Origin of the sequence: Nocardia sp. NPDC051052 (genome assembly GCF_044456045.1) — a bacterium.
Taxonomy (GTDB): domain Bacteria; phylum Actinomycetota; class Actinomycetes; order Mycobacteriales; family Mycobacteriaceae; genus Nocardia.
Map to the genome: position 1 here is coordinate 156264 of NZ_JBITFL010000011.1, position 16369 is coordinate 172632.

25 protein-coding genes are annotated in these 16369 nt (G+C 60.5%); 4 read left to right on the forward strand and 21 right to left on the reverse strand.

Going from position 1 to position 16369, the window contains the following annotated elements; genetic code table 11:
* Positions 1-151: 151 nt before the first annotated feature.
* The 6 genes from rplO to rpsH are packed head-to-tail and all read right to left on the reverse strand — an operon-like array spanning position 152 to position 2827.
* Complete coding sequence (gene rplO, locus ACIBCN_RS33130) at positions 152-595, reverse strand: 50S ribosomal protein L15 (protein WP_379286737.1); 444 nt, start codon at positions 593-595, stop codon at positions 152-154.
* A 1-nt stretch (position 596) separates the two neighbouring features.
* Positions 597-776, reverse strand: coding sequence for a 50S ribosomal protein L30 (gene rpmD, locus ACIBCN_RS33135; protein ID WP_396965266.1), 180 nt, complete (start codon positions 774-776; stop codon positions 597-599).
* Positions 776-1435, reverse strand: a complete 660-nt coding sequence (gene rpsE, locus ACIBCN_RS33140; protein ID WP_194834058.1) for a 30S ribosomal protein S5 — start codon at positions 1433-1435, stop codon at positions 776-778. Before rpsE ends, rpmD begins: the two co-directional genes overlap by 1 nt.
* A 28-nt stretch (positions 1436-1463) precedes the next feature.
* The gene (rplR, locus tag ACIBCN_RS33145; RefSeq protein ID WP_396995645.1) at positions 1464-1871 is read right to left on the reverse strand and encodes a 50S ribosomal protein L18; all 408 of its coding nucleotides are present in this window, start codon (positions 1869-1871) and stop codon (positions 1464-1466) included.
* A gap of 2 nt (positions 1872-1873) precedes the next feature.
* Positions 1874-2413, reverse strand: a complete 540-nt coding sequence (gene rplF / locus ACIBCN_RS33150) for a 50S ribosomal protein L6 (protein WP_396995646.1) — start codon at positions 2411-2413, stop codon at positions 1874-1876.
* A 15-nt stretch (positions 2414-2428) separates the two neighbouring features.
* Positions 2429-2827 carry a 30S ribosomal protein S8 gene (gene rpsH, locus ACIBCN_RS33155; protein ID WP_069161946.1) on the reverse strand — a complete coding sequence of 133 codons (399 nt, stop codon included), beginning with the start codon at positions 2825-2827 and terminating at the stop codon, positions 2429-2431.
* 862 nt (positions 2828-3689) lie between these two features.
* Here rpsH and ACIBCN_RS33160 point away from each other — a divergent pair.
* A complete protein-coding gene (locus ACIBCN_RS33160) occupies positions 3690-4268 on the forward strand; it encodes a hypothetical protein (RefSeq protein ID WP_396995647.1) in 579 nt (192 codons plus the stop codon).
* Positions 4269-4362: 94 nt separating this feature from the next.
* On the forward strand, positions 4363-4926 hold the full coding sequence (locus ACIBCN_RS33165; RefSeq protein ID WP_396995648.1) for a DUF3916 domain-containing protein: 564 nt from the start codon (positions 4363-4365) through the stop codon (positions 4924-4926).
* 91 nt (positions 4927-5017) lie between these two features.
* Here ACIBCN_RS33165 and ACIBCN_RS33170 read toward each other — a convergent pair whose 3' ends face one another.
* The 3 genes from ACIBCN_RS33170 to ACIBCN_RS33180 all read right to left on the reverse strand — a co-directional run bounded on the left by ACIBCN_RS33170 (position 5018) and on the right by ACIBCN_RS33180 (position 8364).
* On the reverse strand, positions 5018-6445 hold the full coding sequence (locus ACIBCN_RS33170; protein ID WP_396995649.1) for a purine-cytosine permease family protein: 1428 nt from the start codon (positions 6443-6445) through the stop codon (positions 5018-5020).
* Positions 6446-6532: 87 nt separating this feature from the next.
* Complete coding sequence (locus tag ACIBCN_RS33175; RefSeq protein ID WP_396995650.1) at positions 6533-7300, reverse strand: class I SAM-dependent methyltransferase; 768 nt, start codon at positions 7298-7300, stop codon at positions 6533-6535.
* Positions 7297-8364, reverse strand: coding sequence for a hypothetical protein (locus tag ACIBCN_RS33180; RefSeq protein ID WP_396995651.1), 1068 nt, complete (start codon positions 8362-8364; stop codon positions 7297-7299). Before ACIBCN_RS33180 ends, ACIBCN_RS33175 begins: the two co-directional genes overlap by 4 nt.
* A 777-nt stretch (positions 8365-9141) precedes the next feature.
* Between ACIBCN_RS33180 and ACIBCN_RS33185 the strand changes: the two genes are divergently transcribed.
* Positions 9142-9432 (forward strand): Uma2 family endonuclease, encoded by a 291-nt coding sequence (locus ACIBCN_RS33185; RefSeq protein WP_396995733.1) that lies wholly within the window; start codon positions 9142-9144, stop codon positions 9430-9432.
* Between the two features lie 357 nt (positions 9433-9789).
* Here ACIBCN_RS33185 and ACIBCN_RS33190 read toward each other — a convergent pair whose 3' ends face one another.
* The 8 genes from ACIBCN_RS33190 to ACIBCN_RS33225 form a co-directional block, all read right to left on the reverse strand.
* Positions 9790-10143, reverse strand: a complete 354-nt coding sequence (locus tag ACIBCN_RS33190; protein ID WP_396995652.1) for a DUF6086 family protein — start codon at positions 10141-10143, stop codon at positions 9790-9792.
* Between the two features lie 292 nt (positions 10144-10435).
* Positions 10436-10846, reverse strand: coding sequence for a hypothetical protein (locus ACIBCN_RS33195; RefSeq protein ID WP_396995653.1), 411 nt, complete (start codon positions 10844-10846; stop codon positions 10436-10438).
* A 198-nt stretch (positions 10847-11044) separates the two neighbouring features.
* Positions 11045-11506 carry an SMI1/KNR4 family protein gene (locus ACIBCN_RS33200; protein ID WP_396995654.1) on the reverse strand — a complete coding sequence of 154 codons (462 nt, stop codon included), beginning with the start codon at positions 11504-11506 and terminating at the stop codon, positions 11045-11047.
* Between the two features lie 39 nt (positions 11507-11545).
* Complete coding sequence (locus ACIBCN_RS33205; protein WP_396995655.1) at positions 11546-11902, reverse strand: hypothetical protein; 357 nt, start codon at positions 11900-11902, stop codon at positions 11546-11548.
* A 12-nt stretch (positions 11903-11914) separates the two neighbouring features.
* Complete coding sequence (locus ACIBCN_RS33210) at positions 11915-12997, reverse strand: hypothetical protein (RefSeq protein WP_396995656.1); 1083 nt, start codon at positions 12995-12997, stop codon at positions 11915-11917.
* Entirely contained in the window at positions 12994-13287 is a 294-nt protein-coding gene (locus ACIBCN_RS33215; protein ID WP_396995657.1) for a hypothetical protein, read from the reverse strand. The genes ACIBCN_RS33210 and ACIBCN_RS33215 overlap by 4 nt, the downstream gene beginning before the upstream one ends.
* On the reverse strand, positions 13284-13586 hold the full coding sequence (locus ACIBCN_RS33220; RefSeq protein ID WP_396995658.1) for a WXG100 family type VII secretion target: 303 nt from the start codon (positions 13584-13586) through the stop codon (positions 13284-13286). Before ACIBCN_RS33220 ends, ACIBCN_RS33215 begins: the two co-directional genes overlap by 4 nt.
* Positions 13587-13601: 15 nt before the next feature.
* Positions 13602-13913 carry a WXG100 family type VII secretion target gene (locus tag ACIBCN_RS33225; RefSeq protein WP_396995659.1) on the reverse strand — a complete coding sequence of 104 codons (312 nt, stop codon included), beginning with the start codon at positions 13911-13913 and terminating at the stop codon, positions 13602-13604.
* Between the two features lie 515 nt (positions 13914-14428).
* Between ACIBCN_RS33225 and ACIBCN_RS33230 the strand changes: the two genes are divergently transcribed.
* Complete coding sequence (locus ACIBCN_RS33230) at positions 14429-14617, forward strand: hypothetical protein (protein ID WP_396995660.1); 189 nt, start codon at positions 14429-14431, stop codon at positions 14615-14617.
* A gap of 170 nt (positions 14618-14787) precedes the next feature.
* On the opposite strand, the gene ACIBCN_RS33235 is transcribed toward ACIBCN_RS33230, so the two are convergent.
* The 4 genes from ACIBCN_RS33235 to rplN are packed head-to-tail and all read right to left on the reverse strand — an operon-like array spanning position 14788 to position 16228.
* Positions 14788-14973, reverse strand: coding sequence for a type Z 30S ribosomal protein S14 (locus ACIBCN_RS33235; RefSeq protein ID WP_396995661.1), 186 nt, complete (start codon positions 14971-14973; stop codon positions 14788-14790).
* A 2-nt stretch (positions 14974-14975) separates the two neighbouring features.
* The gene (rplE, locus tag ACIBCN_RS33240; RefSeq protein ID WP_150404096.1) at positions 14976-15539 is read right to left on the reverse strand and encodes a 50S ribosomal protein L5; all 564 of its coding nucleotides are present in this window, start codon (positions 15537-15539) and stop codon (positions 14976-14978) included.
* A 1-nt stretch (position 15540) separates the two neighbouring features.
* Complete coding sequence (gene rplX / locus ACIBCN_RS33245) at positions 15541-15858, reverse strand: 50S ribosomal protein L24 (RefSeq protein WP_387242182.1); 318 nt, start codon at positions 15856-15858, stop codon at positions 15541-15543.
* Between the two features lies 1 nt (position 15859).
* Positions 15860-16228: a 50S ribosomal protein L14 gene (gene rplN, locus ACIBCN_RS33250; protein WP_396995662.1), complete on the reverse strand. Its 369-nt coding sequence runs from the start codon at positions 16226-16228 to the stop codon at positions 15860-15862.
* Positions 16229-16369 lie beyond the last annotated feature (141 nt).

The window sequence follows — 16369 nt, forward strand, 5'->3', positions numbered from 1 at the left end:
ACATGGAAATTCAAGCAATACCCCAGATCCGACGATGCGGCATCTGGGGACGCTGAAAACCATGACGAGGCTTGGCAGACAACAACTTGAACTCTAACAGTGGCACCGGACGAGCTTTCACTCGTCCGGTGCCATTGACTGCAGAGTACCGTCAGCCCAGCTCGGTGACAGAGCCACCGGCCGCAGTGATCTTTTCCTTGGCCGCGCCGGTCACCTTGTCGACGGTCACCTGGACCGCGACGCCGATCTCGCCATCGCCGAGGACCTTCACCAGCTGGTTCTTGCGAACCGCACCGGCCGCCACGAGCTCGGCCTTGCCGATCTCGCCGCCCTCGGGGAAGAGCTTGGCGATGACACCGACGTTCACGACCTGGTATTCCGTGCGGAACCGGTTCGTGAAGCCCTTGAGCTTGGGCAGCCGCATGTGCAGCGGCATCTGCCCACCCTCGAAGGAGGCGGGGACGTTCTTGCGTGCCTTGGTGCCCTTGGTACCACGGCCCGCGGTCTTACCCTTGGAACCCTCACCACGGCCGACCCGAGTCTTCTCGGTCTTGGCACCGGGCGCGGGACGCAGGTGATGCAACTTGATGGTCATGTCAGACCTCCTCAACTGTCACGAGGTGGCGCACGACGTTGATGAGTCCCCGGTTCTGCGAGTTGTCCTCGCGAACCACGGTCTGCCGGATCTTGCGCAGACCGAGCGTGCGCATACTGTCACGCTGGTTCTTCTTGGCGCCGATCGTGCTCTTGATCTGGGTCACCTTGAGATCTGCCATTACCTGGCACCTCCCGCAGCCTGGGCGCGCGCACGCAGCATGCCCGCAGGGGCAACGTCCTCGAGCGGCAGGCCACGGCGGGCCGCGACCTCTTCCGGACGCTGCAGCATCTTGAGCGCCGCAACGGTCGCGTGCACGACGTTGATGGCGTTGTCGCTACCGAGCGACTTCGCCAGGATGTCATGGATGCCAGCGCATTCCAGCACGGCACGAGCCGCACCACCGGCGATCACACCGGTACCGGGCGAGGCCGGACGCAGCATGACGACACCGGCCGCCGCCTCACCCTGAACCGGGTGGACGATGGTGCTGCCGATCATCGGGACGCGGAAGAAGCTCTTGCGAGCCTCCTCGACACCCTTCTGAATGGCCGCGGGAACTTCCTTGGCCTTGCCGTAGCCGACGCCGACCAGACCGTTGCCGTCACCGACGATCACGAGGGCGGTGAAGCTGAAGCGACGACCACCCTTCACGACCTTGGAGACGCGGTTGATCGCGACTACGCGCTCCAGCTGGTTCTTCTCGGCCTGCTGGTCGCGACGGTCGTTGCCGCCACGACGGTCGCGGCCGCCACCACGCTGGTTGTCGCCGCCACCGGCGGCACCATTCTGCTGTCCGGCGGGTCCGCTGCCGCCGTCACGCCGTTGACGTCCCGGCATCAGACGTTCCTTCCGTTGGTCTTGATCATCAGAACTTCAACCCACCTTCGCGAGCGGCGTCGGCGAGCGCCGCGATGCGGCCGTGGTAGTCGTGACCACCACGGTCGAACACGACGGCCTCGACACCGGCGGCCTTGGCACGCGCGGCCAGCAGTTCGCCGACCTTCTTGCTCTTGGCCGACTTGTCGCCGTCCAGCGCACGCACGTCGGCCTCGATCGAGGACGCGGCGGCGATGGTCTGGCCGACCGAATCGTCGATCAGCTGCACGTGCAGGTGCCGCGAGGAGCGGTTGACCACCAGGCGCGGACGCTCGGTGGTGCCGGCGACCTTCTTGCGCAGACGGAAGTGACGGCGGGTCTTCGACAGACGACGTGTCGTGGACACGTCCTTGCCACGCGGCTTGCGCTTGGCGATCTGGTTTTCGGTTTGCGCCATGATCACTTACCCGTCTTTCCGACCTTGCGGCGAATGACCTCGCCGGCGTAGCGGATGCCCTTGCCCTTGTACGGGTCGGGCTTGCGCAGTCCGTGGATCACAGCGGAGATCTGGCCGACCGCCTGCTTGTCGATACCGGACACGGAGAACTTGGTGGGCGATTCCACCGCGAAGGTGATGCCCGCCGGTGCCTCGATCGGCACCGGGTGGCTGTAGCCGAGGGCGAACTCGAGGTTCGAGCCCTTGGCCTGCACGCGGTAACCGACACCGAAGATTTCCATCTTCTTCTCGTAGCCCTTGGTCACGCCTTCGACCATGTTGGAGACGAGGGTGCGGGTCAGGCCGTGCAGCGAGCGGTTCTGGCGCTCGTCGTTCGGGCGAACGACCTCGAGCTGGCCGTCCTCACCCTTGCTGATGGTGATCGGCTCGGCGACGGTCAGCGACAGGGTGCCCTTGGGACCCTTCACCGAGATGTCCTGGCCGTCGATGGTGATCTCGACACCGGCCGGAATTGCGATGGGCTTCTTGCCAATACGCGACATTTGTCCTACCTCCCCTTACCAGACGTAGGCGAGGACTTCCCCGCCTACACCTTGCTTGGCCGCCTGGCGATCGGTGAGCAGACCGGTCGACGTGGAGATGATCGCCACGCCGAGGCCGCCCAGGACCTTGGGCAGGTTGGTGGACTTCGCGTACACACGCAGACCCGGCTTCGAGACGCGGCGCAGGCCCTGCAGGCTGCGCTCACGGCTGGGGCCGTACTTGAGGTCGACAACGAGGGCCTTGCCCACGGTCGCGTCCTCGGTCCGGTAATCGGCGATGTAGCCCTCGCGCTTGAGGATCTCGGCGATGTTCGCCTTGAGCTTCGAGTGCGGAGCCTTCACCTGATCGTGGTACGCCGAGTTGGCGTTGCGCAGACGAGTCAAAAAGTCCGCGATCGGATCAGTCATGGTCATGGTTAGACCTCGACACCTTTCTCGCTACGGTTCCCATGCAACATCGGCGAGCACAAGGCATGCCGATCGTGGGCCTACAGCAATTGGGCTGGTCCGGCCGACGCTTGCCGACCGGATGAGTTCTCAAAATGAGTTCTCGGTGCCAGGGCGGGCCGCAGGGGTCTGGTCAATCACTGCACACAGACCTGCGGACACAGAGGTGCCCAGGCAACCGGTCTAGTGTAGACAACCCCCAGCTGACGGCCAAATCCGGACCCATCGACGATCTGGCGCAGGGCATGAAGGAGCCCCAGGCGCATGATTGCTCAGAGGCGACACTGGGGCGTTCGAACGCTACGATACCAGCCATGACGGGGGGCGTCGACGACGGCGATACAAGGGTGTGGGAACTTCTCTCGGAACCGCGCACGGCGCCGTACCTGCGTGCTAGCGATGGAGACCGCGCTGCGGCTCTGGCCCTATACGTGTGGAGCGCTCGAACCGCCGCAGCATCCTTCGAGGTGTTGGGGCACCTGGAAGTGTTGCTACGGAATGCGCTCGACAGCGCACTACGCGAACACTGCGATGAGCGTTCGTGCGGTATTCCTGGTTCCTTCTGCCGACGCCCGGTGGCGAGGTCGTGTCAAACGCGATCGAGGTGGTTCGGATGCGGCTGCGCCCTCAGGGTCGGGAGACTCGCGATCAAATCGTCGCCGGCTTGAGCCTCGGATTCTGGTCAGGACTACTGGGGGTCAAATACGAGCAACTGTGGCGTGACTGTCTGCACCGTGCGTTTCCCAACTCCTCGGGGCGCCGAAAGCAAGTCGCGAGCGCCCTCGAGGGCGTACGCAAGTTCAGAAACCGGCTCGCACACCATGATTCGATGCTCAACCTCGATGTGCCGTTCGAGATTCGCCGAATCATCGAGATTGCCGGCTACATCGATCGTGACGCCGAGAAATGGCTGATACATACAAGCACTGCCATGGAGACGTACGCCGAGCGTCCGATCGCGGCATCCGACACAGTAGTTATGGCCGCACGCTCGGCGTGGCCGTTGTACCAGAAGTGTCACGCGTACGTATGCCAAGCGGGTCGCACCTTTCGACCCGTTGAGCGGATAGCGTTCTATACCGACTCGGTCGTTCAGAAAGATGTGCCGTTGGTTCGGCATCGACGTGATGGGGTTGACTGGTCGGAGGCTTCAGCCGCCAGTCTCAGTGCTTCGCAAGATTCTAATGACCGTAAGATTGCGTCGGTTATCGAGATATCCCGTGGGCTCGGCTGGACCGATGGGGTCTATCAAGTGTTCCTGCTGACTCGCGATGGTGACCCACAACACCGTTCCCTACCCAGCCCGATCAGACATCAGGGCGTAGGGCGTGGGTCAGCGTTTACCCAGAAGCAACGCTATGTTTCGTTGCATGCACTCGAGACCGCGGTGACCACAGCCGATCTTTGACCCTGCCGCAGGCATTCAGACACGGCCTAGACCTGGCGGCCAATTCGGGGTCAATGACTCCTCCCACCACGCTTCCCCGGAAGGACGGAGCACTATGCGTCGACTCGATCTGAATTCGGCGAAGAAGCTCCGCAACCCCGGACGCCACCTGCGCCAACTCGCGCTCTGGCCGGAGCGGATCATCGACCAGATCCCTGGCCCGGCCACCTGCACCGACCAGCGCTACTGGAACTTCAAGATTCCGGTCTTCAACAAGCTGGTCGATTCGCCGCAAACGACGAACGCGATCCGCAAGGAATGCCTGGCCGTCCTGTTCGCCGCAGCCGAAGCAGTCGAAAAATCCCCACGTCGATCTCCCAACAGCCGCGTCGCCTGCCTAGTGAGCACACCCGACTTGTTCAGCTCCGAGGTGACAATCTTCCTCTCGGAGGACTACTTCGACGGATTCCTCCCGGTATCGGAAACGCAGCGCGCCAACTATCCGGGCGGCTGGGTCGAAACCTCGCCAGCGGACCCGACATCGCTGAAACCGATCCAAACACCCGAACCAGACGGCCTCGATTTCCTCGGCGGAACACAGTTCGTCGAATTCGACGAAGACTGGCCAGACCAACGGACCACCCGAATCCACTGGACCTGGTCATATCCCCACCACTAGGAACCCTCGCCACCGACGAGCAGCGCAGCCGCGGGCAACGACCCCTTCCTCAGATATTCGGTTCCAGAGCAGGCCGCCGCGTGGCTCCGGGTCATCGGAAATTATCGGACCGGGCACCGTTGCGTCGCTTCGACCCGCCTCCTTGCCGTCGCACTAACAGGCCATAAAAGACTCCACCGGCGATGAAAGAGACGAGCAGCCCTGGCTTCATCGCAGCAAGAGTTTCCAGCTGACCGCTGTCGATGGGAAGAAAGTCGAGAACAGTTGCGAGGCGATCCATGCCGTCCAGTCCTATGCCGATGCAGGTCCCGGTCAACAGGGCAGCCAGGGCCGCGAGATTGTTTCGTTCGCCGCTGCCGGTAGCGGAGTAAAGGGTATCGAGCGGGTAGCCGGTTCTGTGACGAAGGTGGAAGTCGACCAAAAAGATCGCGCACCATGCGGCGAGCGGTATGCCGAGGATGGCGAGAAAGGTTTCGAAGGTCGCAAAGAAGCCCGGCGACAGAAAAAGGAGATAACCGCTGGCAAGCACGACCAGCGTCGCATCGATCCCGATGGCGACCGGACGAGAAACCTTGACGCCGAGCGCGAGCAGGTTGAGACCTGATGAGTAGAGATTGACGACTCCGCTGCCCACGAATCCGAGAATCGTCGTGATCAGGAACGGCACACAGAACCAGGTCGGCAGGGGCAGAGTGAGCGCCCCGATGGGGTCATGGGCCGCATGCACGACCAGATCAGGTCTGGCAGTGCCGGCGAATATCCCGAAGAGCATCAACGTCAACGGCGCTATGGCCCCGCCTATCGCGGTCCAACCGACAACGCCGCGGGGGTTGGCTCGTGCGGGAAGATAGCGACTGTAGTCAGCGCCGGTCATCACCCACGCCAATCCACCTGCCGCGATGACGAAGACAATGCCGGCCAGCAGCGGAGTGCCGCCGGTCGGTGGCGTGTGGCCCGGCAGGCCGACTTCCAGGGCGACGATGCCGCAATAGCCGCTGATCGCGATCGTGATGGCGAGCGTTATCCATTTCTGGACGCGCACCACCAGGTGATAGCCGTAGAGAGCGATAACCACCGTGGCGGCGCCGGTCGTCACCAGACCCAAGGCGAGCAAGGCGGTGGGATTCGCATCCGGGACGACCCGGCTCGCCAGCGTTTTGGTCGCCGTCGCCGCCAGAAACAACGCGATGGCTTCCCAGCCGATGCACGCAAGATAAGCCAGCAGCGTAGGGAGTTTGTTGCCGTGATAGCCGAACGTCGCCCGGCTGAGGGTCATGGTTGGCGCGCCTCCCCGGAGACCGGCAAGCGCCACGAACCCCAGCAGCGGGTAGCTGATCGCCGCACCGACGATGATCGCGATCAGAGCGTCTGACCACGAAAGGCCGAGCGCAAGGACAAACAATCCGGAGGAGATGACGAACGGATTGAGACTGGCCGCCGCCCAGATCCAGAAGTGATGGCTAGGTTTTCCTGAGCGCTCATCGTCGGCTGTTGATTCAATACCCTTACGTTCGATCATCGGTCGACTGTGGGCACTGGAAGACACCAGCCGTGTCATAATTTTCCGTTCCGGATCGTGCCGTCTCGCCGAATCTTCAATTCGGCATCAACGGCTGGGCTTACGCTCGGCGACGAGCAGGAGAAAAGTCGGTCTACGGAAATTCTCCCGCCACCAGGGATCAGCGGCGATCTGCTCGGGCGTAGGTCGAGGCTCCTGCATTACGGCCAAGGAAAAGTTGGCGTCGGTCAACGATGACAAATAACTTTCGAGCGGGCGCATCCAAACTGTCACCGGCGCCGGCGATGATTCACCCGCTACACGAAAATTCTGCGCAAACGATCGAACTTCGAAGTATTGATCCGAGACCGATTCTTCGGAAGCTGTTTCAACGCCGGTCGGTGCCGGGTAGAAGCAGGGATGCAGCATTAGCACAACCAGCTTTCCGCCAGGTTTTAGAACGCGCCCGAATTCGCTGAAAGCCGGCGCCGGATCAGGAAGATCGTTGACAAGATGATTGCAGACGACACAGTCGAAAGTCTCGTCTTCGAGCGGTAGCGCATTCACGCTGCCGTGGTGGTAGACGATGTCGCGTTCCTCGTGTTCGGCCGTGCTACGCGCAGCCTCGATCAGTTCGGCACACGCGTCGATACCGACAACCTGACCACCACCGGACTGAATAATGCGTGACAGATAGCCTTCGCCACACCCTGCGTCCAGGATTCGCTGGCTGGTGCAGTCACCCACTGCGGCCATAACAGTGCGGTCGGTCAGCTCGGTCCGGTATCGGTCGAGTCGCTCGCGGATGATTTTCGTCCAGAACGCCGCATTCCTGCCGTAGCTCTCCCCTGCAAAGACATCTGTTACGTTGCTCATATTCCTCCTCTGTCGCGACCCACATCAAACAGTTCCAGCTGGCTGAGAAGTGCTGGCGCCACCTGCTCGGTGACGACTGCGCTGCCCGTATCGATTCGATATTTCAATTTTGTCAGAATTTCGCCGGCCCGCAGACCCAGCGTCGGATCACGCTGGAGCATAAGAGGAATGGCGACACTCACCAGGTAGTGCAGGTATGCATCGTTTGACGTTTCGATCTCCTGGATGACACTGCTCGCAAAATTCCGCAGCAGCAACGATCGGGGTACGGAGAAATCCGCCGTCACCACCGCATCGCGAGTGAAGGTAGGGAATGCCCAGGATTCGACCATGAATAACAGAGCATTATTCTTTACGTCGTCACTGTAATGCTGTGCCTCCTCTATATCGCCTGTTTGGATAATCCGCCCCATTACGCCGCTGCGGTATGGCATAACAGATCTCCGGTCGAGTGTTTTCGGATCATCATTGCGCAGCAGGAGGCCGGTGGTCTTGGCAATGTGGTGTACGAAAGTCGCGCGTGCAATTATGGCGTGAAACGAATTGCCGTGCTCCGCCAGCCGCTCGGACATCTCCGCCGACTTCGCCAGTAGGGGTTCGGCGTCCTTGACGAGACCCAGGTTCGCATCGGCATTCCATAAAAACCCCAGAGTGCGATCCTGCTCACGCCCCCAAAATCGAGTCAGACACGCAGCGGCCTTCTTATCGTCACGGCGCATGATGTGGAGAGCCGCCTCCAATGCGCTGCTTACCCACTGCTCAGGCATTCCTTCCGCCGTGACCAAGTACTGGAAGATATCTTCGCGAACCTGCAAGCCCTCCCGAGCGAGGCTATCTATCAATCGGCGCCGCCGCCGTGCCAGTGCGTAATCGACCAGCAATTCCGCGACGCCGGGCACCGCACCGATGATCGCCTGTAACGTGCGCCCCCTGACTCGATCGAGCCACATGGGTTCGGTCCACAATCGGCTGACTGTGCTTTCATCGAGTCCGGCCAGAAAAGCCACATCAGCAATCGTCATCCCCGCGCCCCCGGCGATCTCGGCCAATGTCTTAGAACCCAAGCCAACTCCCCTCGACCATTTGCCGCTCCACCGCAAAATGAATACTGACTGTTTGCTGCGGAACCTGCTTTCAGTCCAGGACTGAAGGCCGTCGATAATGCTTCTGGACACACGCCCACTTGTCAAATATGACAAAAGTTCCCAAGCAAAGATGAGTAGTGCAATGATTTTTCACACCCTGCCGTGCCGAACACCTGTTTGCGGTCGAGGCCACCCCCGGTCTTCCAGCACGCTTCCCGCTATGAGCGTTCGGGCACCGTCGTCGTCACAGCATCGACGAAGACCACACAGACGGCCGCAAGTCAACCGTCCTTGCGCCCACGCATCCTTCTTGCCCGCACCAACGACCCCTTGGCCCGACACTAGCGGCCCTGCGACCATCAACTGGACCAACAGCGATCCTGAACGCGCACTCATCACCAACGTTTGAACACGCGGTCGAATCCACATCCTCCGGAGGGGAGACGATGTGGCAGGACCCAGCCTTCGCCTGATCGATCCGCCGCTCCTATGTAACTCCCGCCATGCGCCGGACTGAATCGTGTTCCGTCTAACGGATCGAAGCGTCCGCCAGCCATACGCTTTGGGTGAGACGATCGAAGCGTCGGCTGGTCTGCCGCTCGAGATGACCGAAAAGCAGTACCGCAGTCTGCCCACCTCCATCTCGCGCGAGACGGAGGTCGAGCACGGGCACGTGGTCGCCTGCGAGTCACCTGTGCCGGAACACAATCGAGTCGCCCGCATGCTCGTCGACGCCATGGATGTGACGGTTTACCGCTGTTTGCCAGAGCGCGGCGCGAAGCCGGAGCAGGCGATGCGCTGGTGGTCGTCGAGGTTTCGTCACCGTCGACCGCGGCCGAAGATCTACTCGACAAGAAGGTTCAGTACGTCCGCGCGGGCATACCGGCATATCTGGTCGTTCTCTCGACACCAAGTAAGACATCGAAGAGGTCCGCGAGTTCCGACTCGACGCACACGCAGCCGAGTACCGGCCTCACCGATTGCATCGCGAAGGTTTTCTCGAGCTCCAACGCGTTGTGCTCGGCGAGATCAGCTTCGCCGACCTGACTTGATAGCTGCGCGGCGCGCTCGATCGACCACCGACCCACCGGGCTTCGCAGGCCTCGCCGTAGAACGCCGAGTTCCACATCGTCGGCACCGGTAGCGTCCTTGTATTTTTGGGACGACCGCTCGAGCCACTCGACACCACGAACTTCACGGGAAACAAGCTCGCCGTCAACGTAGCAGTACTTTTTTGCCCTCTAGACGGACGTGATAGTGAAGATGCTCAGGCGTCAAGACTGCTTCGAGAAAAACTTCACCTCAGCAGCACTCTCGACTATATCCAGAACATAGCTGTCCGCCAAATATACGCCACTAAGATTTGGATAGTCTGCGTAATCTCGTGTCACGGGCAGATCTTAATCAGCGGGCCATCGACAACCGGAATGCCATGTCGAGCAACTCACGCTCACGGTCGGTGGCGGGGGAAATATTCTTGCCTCCTCGTTCGAGGATTACGATAGATGACGCCAGGACACCCTCGATCAGCACGTGGAACACCTGATGACTACTATCGAAGTAGGTCTCATACATTAGCCTTACGAGTGTCTCAAAGGCGTCGATATCAATTTTCCACAGATCAGAAGCTACCGAGCTGAGCCCAGTGGGCGCACCTAGAACCGATCCGACATCCTGAAGCATCCGGACATATAAGTCACCGACGCGCAGCGCCGGACTCCAAACCGTCTCATTATCGATCTCGAAAACGTAGCTCATTTCGCCCATCCTATGCGCAATAGCCCTGAGCCACGATAACTGCGGCCGGTACTCCCGGCAGGTGAGCAACCTGCTTGACATATGCTCTTTCATCGATGTCCCCGCGCGATGCCAGCAAAAGCTGAATCTATTCGATCACGGAAATGTCGAATGCGAACCATTCGTGTGGCAACCCCGCTTTTAAGGTGGAGTCCACCTGATCGTAGCTCATCACGAGCGGATGCGAGAATCGGACAGCGTCAATTTCTCCGATATGACCGCGATCGACGACTTCGTTGCGCGAACCATTCGGCTATCGCTGCATTAGCGCGCGCAAGTCCGTAAGTCCACGCTTCGCATCGGGTGTTAGACGTTCTTCGTTGATCGACAGCGCCGTGTCGAGCACTGGAAACTCGCCAAAATTATCCAATTCACTTAACATATATGCCGTATAATCTACTTCCGAGTCTTGGCGCCGACCCAACTCGTTCAATACTGCAAGTAGGCCCTCTTCTCCACCATATCGAGTAGGCTGCTCGGCAGCATCGACCCGCATGGTCACAATTTCGTTACCTATCATAATTTCTTCGAGGCGCTTACGGGCATCCGATCGATACATATATCGACCGAGCTCGGCTATCACACCAGCCCTGGTCGCGTTGTCATCACTTCTGGAGTTAGCCAGCATGCCCGACAGCTCCACATCGGAACTTTTATTCTCCACTGCGGAATCTCCTCGGAAAGAGCCAGCGTACTCGATGGCGATCTCAGCCAATCTGACGACGACCCCCTCCGCCGTCACCGGCGTCGCGGTTCCAAATAATAAGCCAGTGCCATCGTTAGCTATCCCGACCCAGATCTATGGCAGGTGGCCCAGGCGCGACTGGGGGTCTCGCCGCCGACGACAGCGAGTATGCATATTTCACCCGCTGCGCAGATCCTTTTGAATATCGAAAGCCTGTCGCAGAAATTCGAGGAAAGAGTTCGCCAGCCGTTGGCTTTCCGGGTGTCCCTCTTGATATGCGTATACAGCTTCGGAGCCCAGGTCGAAGTAATAAACCTTATAACCCTGATGATGCCCGAAAAAGAATCGATTCTGCAGAGACAGCGTCTCTCCCGGCCCGCTGCTTATACCAGCCGCTGCCTCGCTTGCCTCTAGCAATGAGGGAAAGAACAGGTCGGTTCCCAGAAAGAAACTTCCTGCACCCCTGCCCATCACCGCAAGGAATGCTTGATACTCGCCCGATATCGGAAACCCGTCCGGGGCAGCGGCTACAACCTCAGCGACATCGTCGGCGGTACAACCGGTAATCTCGTCAACCGTCACAAACCCCGCCCCGGCTAGATCTCTACATAGATCGAAGAAAGGTTCAAAGACCAGCATATTTAAATCCGCAATCGCCTTGAAGATTCTCGTTGCCGCTCAAATCTCGGCAACCCGTCTTTTCAGATCGAAAACCAACAGACCTGCGTAACCACCATCTTTTGCAAGGAACTGAAGGAGCGAGAGCGCTGTGGATTCTTCTCGATCCTTGTCAGAGTCCAGATCGCGAACTGTGATCACGATGGGGAACCTAGAAAATTCTATACCATAATCGTCCTCGTACGCGTGCGACGACTCAACTTCGATAACGGATGAGTCTGTCACGGCTCGATAAAATAGAACGGCATTCGACGAGGGCTCGGAGGCAAGTTCGACTCCGACAGCTCGGCCGACATCTTCGATCACTTCATCGAACGGCTTCACGGTCTTCAGAAATATTTCATAGTAGGCACTCAAGGGAAATCCTTCCTATGGCCAATTGATCTCCCAGCCGTCTCCCACAATTCGAACACCCTTCATCTTGTCAGGACTGGCACCCAAGAATCTATTCAACCCACGCTGAGCTTCTTCCTGCGAAATCCCACTTGCTCGCGCGTCGATTATAGCGTACTCAGCTTGGCCGCTGGCACTGTTCAGGGCATTCTTAACGGTTGCATTCGACGCACCCACATCCAGTGACTTGAATTCCGTCGGCACTCCATCAACAGTAGAATCAGGAGTACGATCTACACCCTCCTTGACGGCCTTTACATCTTTTCCTTCATCCGCCAACAGATCAGCAATCTTTCGCTCTTCCGGAGAGAATGCCTTCTCCGCTTCATCGATTTTGCCGCGACTTTTGGGAAGCTTTCCAGGGCCATCGGCCCTCTTCCCCAGCCGATCACGCAGGTCCTTGATCGCCTGCTTGCCCTTTGTCAGCGCGGTCTTGGCGTCCTCAGACAACCCCTTGAGCTGCAAGAGCTTACGGGCTCGCCAGGCGGTGACGGCCTCTTTGATCTTCCCGGCCCATTTGTGGGCCGATTCCACGGCTTTGGCGCCGGCGATCAGGCCGCCGACGCCGGTGAGGCAGGTGGCGATGACGGTTACTGCTACGTTGATCGCGGCGTCTTGGATTATGGATTCGATGAAGCCTTTTATCTCGTTGCGGAGTTCAACGATCGATTCTTTGTAGTCGGTGCAGGTGTTACTGATTGCTTTGCAGGTGTCGAGGAGTTGGCCGATGGACGTTTCCAAGGTTTTCAGGTCTTCGCGGACCTGCACCGCGTCCCGGGACGTCACGTCGTCGAAAAGGCTTGCTGCGATGGTGATTTTGTCTTTGGCGTTGGTGTTCTGGTAGATCGTGCCGAGTCGGTCCCAGGCGTCGGCGGCCTTGGTGAGGGTGTCGGTGTCGCCGTCCGGGAGGGGGCAGTTGATGGCGTCGAGTACTTCGATGGAGGTTTTCGCCAGGCCCTGGGGGGTTCCGCCCGCTGCTGAGGCCGGGAGGGCGTAGGGCCCGAAGGTCACTGTCGATGCCGAGTCGGCCGGTCTGTCCGGTTGTGCCGTACCTTTCAATGCGGCATCGGATTTGGCGTGTTCGAAACCGAGGTCGTTGAGGGCGGTGCCGTAGGCGCGCAGGCGCGCAGGGTGGAGAAGGTCTGGTCGAAGAACGATACGGCGTCGCGGGCGGACTCGTCGTAGGAGCTTGCCCAGGCGCGGCCGTCCTCGTCCCGGCCTGCCATCTGCCCGCAGCTGTTGAGTTCGCCGAAGACATATTTGAAGCTGTCGTTCAGCGCGGCGGCGGCATCGAAGCAGTTGACGGCGGCCTGGTAGTAGACCTTGGGATCCACCTCGAGCTTGCTCATATGCCGAGAATCCGCATGGTCTGAGATGCGGCGTTGGTGTAGCTGTCATGGGCCGTCTTCAACGCCGTTTCCAGGACCGCGAGCCCATCCTGCATATCGGTAACCCCCGCCACCCATTCGGTGTGTGCCTGGCTGTAGGCCACGGCTGCCGCGCCGGCCCACACGCCCTCCACTTCCTTGGCCTTCGCCTCGAGCTGCGCCAGCCGGTCGGCAACCGCGGCCTTGTACGCGCGCATGCGGGCCGCCAACTCCTCGAGTTTGTCGAGGTCGACCGAAAATGCGGGCGTATCAGCAGTCATCAGATCCGTCCTCGTTCACGGTAGGTCCAAGGAGCTGATTCCCGAGGCGAAGGACTGGTCGGTCGAGCGGAGCGTCTCAGCGGTCACGCCCAGCTTTTCCGCGAGCTCGAGCAACGCATCCCACACCTGGTCCGCGCCTTCATGGAACTCATCCCACGCGGCGGTGAACGCGCCGGCGTTGTTCCCCGCCCAGCTGTCGATCGTGACCTTCGTGTCGGTCACCAGCGACGAATATCCGGACTTCAACTCGTCCGCGATCTGGTATGCCATGCGCCCCAGCGCTTTCACCTCTTCGGGCTCAACCGAAAGCGACGATGGATCGCTCATAGCCGATCAGCTCCTCTCGATGGCGACGCACGCTGTGGTCTTTCTCCGTCCTTACTATGACGCACCAGATGTCGCCCCGGTTCCGCTGGATTCTGCGACCGATCCCCATCCGGTGGGTAGAACGCCTCCCGTGAGTTCACGTGGTTCACCCTCTCGCGGAGCCAGAGACGCCATGCGGTGACCGCGTGGAGGGCTTCATGCTCCGCAGTGGGCGCACTGAAGTGCATGCCCATGGAAGTACTGAGCGGCAATCATGCAGCACATGGGGCAACAATGCCGCAATGCGGCCGTACACGGGCGTTCTGCGTGAACTAGGGCCACTTCGCCGCGACCCAGCAACCTCGATAGGACACGTCAGCGAACACCACGTGACCTCTGTTGGGCAGGAGTCGAAGCCGCACATACTACGTAGGTACTCGCGGCCGGCGTAACACTCCGAACGCGGGCCACGGTGTACCGAGCGAAACATCTGCAATATTGCCTAGAAGGGACCGCGGGTGAACGTCCTGGTCGAAATGACCGCTCTGACTCTGAGCCGCCCCACTGCTGAGGCCGGCGACATCGAGCGCGCGGCCTGGTACGAGGCCAAAGCCAATCTGCATACCTACCTCGCCGGACAAGGGGGCTCCGACGCCGCAAGGGAGACCGCCTTGGCGGTCAGCGCGCACCAGCGCTCGCTGGAATTGCTGGAACGGCAGAACTGACGAAACCCTTGCTGCCGTGGACCGCCATCGCATGCGGTCCAGCCGGTAGTCATGGAACCCGTCCGAAGTTATCAACGGCGAATAACGCACAAAGGCACGGCCTCCAGCTGGAGGCCGTGCCTTTGTTCAGTTTCAAGTCCTAGCTGACTGCGCTCACGAGGAGGGCAGGATCACCAGGAGCTCTTGTGCACGCCCGGGAGCTCACCGCGGTGCGCCATCTCGCGAAGGCAGATGCGGCAGAGGCCGAACTTGCGGTAGACCGCGTGCGGGCGACCGCAACGCTGGCAGCGGGTGTAGGCGCGGACGGCGAACTTCGGCTTGGCCTCAGCCTTGATCCGCAGTGCTTTCTTGGCCATCGTCAGTTCTCCTTGAACGGGAAGCCGAGGTGCTTGAGCAGGGCGCGGCCCTCTTCGTTGTTCGTCGCGGTGGTCACGACGGTGATGTCCATACCGCGCGGACGGTCGATGGAGTCCACGTCGATCTCGTGGAACATCGACTGCTCGCTGAGGCCGAACGTGTAGTTGCCGTTGCCGTCGAACTGCTTCGGCGAGAGGCCGCGGAAGTCGCGGATACGGGGCAGCGCGATGGAGACCAGGCGATCCAGGAACTCCCACATGCGATCGCCACGCAGCGTGACCTTCGCACCGATGGGCATGCCCTCACGCAGCTTGAACTGCGCGATCGACTTGGTCGCCTTGCGGATCTCCGGCTTCTGACCGGTGATCAGCTCGAGGTCCTTGACCGCACCGTTGATGAGCTTCGCGTCGCGGGCGGCGTCGCCGACACCCATGTTCACGACAACCTTGACCACGCCGGGGATCTGCATCACGTTGGCGTAGTCGAACTCGCTGTTCAGCGCGTCCTTGATCTCGGCCCGGTAGCGCGCCTTCAGGCGCGGCTGGGTCTGCTCAGAGGTAGTCATGTCAGATGTCCTTCCCGTTCTTACGGGAGACCCGGACCCGCTTGCCGCTCTCCTCATCGGTGCGGTAACCGACACGGGTCGGCTTGCCATCGGAATCCACGACCATCACGTTCGAGACCTGGATGGGGGCTTCCTGGGTCACGATGCCACCCGAGGAGGCGCCACGCTGGTTGGTGGAGTTCGCGACATGCTTCTTGATCCGGTTCACACCCTCGACCAGGACCTTGCCGGTCGCCGGGTAGGCCTGAATGACCTTGCCCTTGGCGCCCTTGTCCTTACCCGAGATGACGAGCACGGTGTCGCCCTTGTGCACCTTCATGTCAGAGCACCTCCGGGGCCAGCGAAACGATCTTCATGAACTTCTTCTCGCGAAGCTCACGGCCGACCGGGCCGAAGATGCGAGTGCCACGCGGGTCGTTGTCCGGCTTGATCAGCACGGCCGCGTTCTCGTCGAACTTGATGTACGAACCGTCCGGGCGACGGCGCTCCTTGGTGGTGCGCACGATGACGGCCTTGACGACCTCACCCTTCTTGACGTTGCCACCGGGGACAGCGTCCTTCACGGTAGCGACGATGATGTCGCCGATACCGGCATAGCGACGCGACGAACCACCGAGAACGCGGATGCAAAGGATTTCCTTCGCGCCCGTGTTGTCGGCGACGCGCAGTCGCGACTCCTGCTGAATCACTTCAGCTCCTCCTGGACCTGGATGTATACGCACGCCGGATTGCCGACCCGACGGGCATGGTCAGTTACCCTCCGGACGCGCGCCTGCCAGCGGTTTTGTGGATCCGAATGTGCAACTCGAGAACCAACCACTGGGGGTTCA

Bases quoted from the DNA above. Each gene is read 5' to 3' on its own strand.
- rplO (WP_379286737.1), bottom strand. From the start codon at position 595: ATGACCATCAAGTTGCATCACCTGCGTCCCGCGCCCGGTGCCAAGACC.
- rpmD (WP_396965266.1), bottom strand. From the start codon at position 776: ATGGCAGATCTCAAGGTGACCCAGATCAAGAGCACGATCGGCGCCAAG.
- rpsE (WP_194834058.1), bottom strand. From the start codon at position 1,435: ATGCCGGGACGTCAACGGCGTGACGGCGGCAGCGGACCCGCCGGACAG.
- rplR (WP_396995645.1), bottom strand. From the start codon at position 1,871: ATGGCGCAAACCGAAAACCAGATCGCCAAGCGCAAGCCGCGTGGCAAG.
- rplF (WP_396995646.1), bottom strand. From the start codon at position 2,413: ATGTCGCGTATTGGCAAGAAGCCCATCGCAATTCCGGCCGGTGTCGAG.
- rpsH (WP_069161946.1), bottom strand. From the start codon at position 2,827: ATGACCATGACTGATCCGATCGCGGACTTTTTGACTCGTCTGCGCAAC.
- ACIBCN_RS33160 (WP_396995647.1), top strand. From the start codon at position 3,690: ATGCTCAACCTCGATGTGCCGTTCGAGATTCGCCGAATCATCGAGATT.
- ACIBCN_RS33165 (WP_396995648.1), top strand. From the start codon at position 4,363: ATGCGTCGACTCGATCTGAATTCGGCGAAGAAGCTCCGCAACCCCGGA.
- ACIBCN_RS33170 (WP_396995649.1), bottom strand. From the start codon at position 6,445: ATGATCGAACGTAAGGGTATTGAATCAACAGCCGACGATGAGCGCTCA.
- ACIBCN_RS33175 (WP_396995650.1), bottom strand. From the start codon at position 7,300: ATGAGCAACGTAACAGATGTCTTTGCAGGGGAGAGCTACGGCAGGAAT.
- ACIBCN_RS33190 (WP_396995652.1), bottom strand. From the start codon at position 10,143: ATGAGCTACGTTTTCGAGATCGATAATGAGACGGTTTGGAGTCCGGCG.
- ACIBCN_RS33200 (WP_396995654.1), bottom strand. From the start codon at position 11,506: ATGCTGGTCTTTGAACCTTTCTTCGATCTATGTAGAGATCTAGCCGGG.
- ACIBCN_RS33215 (WP_396995657.1), bottom strand. From the start codon at position 13,287: ATGAGCAAGCTCGAGGTGGATCCCAAGGTCTACTACCAGGCCGCCGTC.
- ACIBCN_RS33220 (WP_396995658.1), bottom strand. From the start codon at position 13,586: ATGACTGCTGATACGCCCGCATTTTCGGTCGACCTCGACAAACTCGAG.
- ACIBCN_RS33225 (WP_396995659.1), bottom strand. From the start codon at position 13,913: ATGAGCGATCCATCGTCGCTTTCGGTTGAGCCCGAAGAGGTGAAAGCG.
- ACIBCN_RS33230 (WP_396995660.1), top strand. From the start codon at position 14,429: ATGACCGCTCTGACTCTGAGCCGCCCCACTGCTGAGGCCGGCGACATC.
- ACIBCN_RS33235 (WP_396995661.1), bottom strand. From the start codon at position 14,973: ATGGCCAAGAAAGCACTGCGGATCAAGGCTGAGGCCAAGCCGAAGTTC.
- rplE (WP_150404096.1), bottom strand. From the start codon at position 15,539: ATGACTACCTCTGAGCAGACCCAGCCGCGCCTGAAGGCGCGCTACCGG.
- rplX (WP_387242182.1), bottom strand. From the start codon at position 15,858: ATGAAGGTGCACAAGGGCGACACCGTGCTCGTCATCTCGGGTAAGGAC.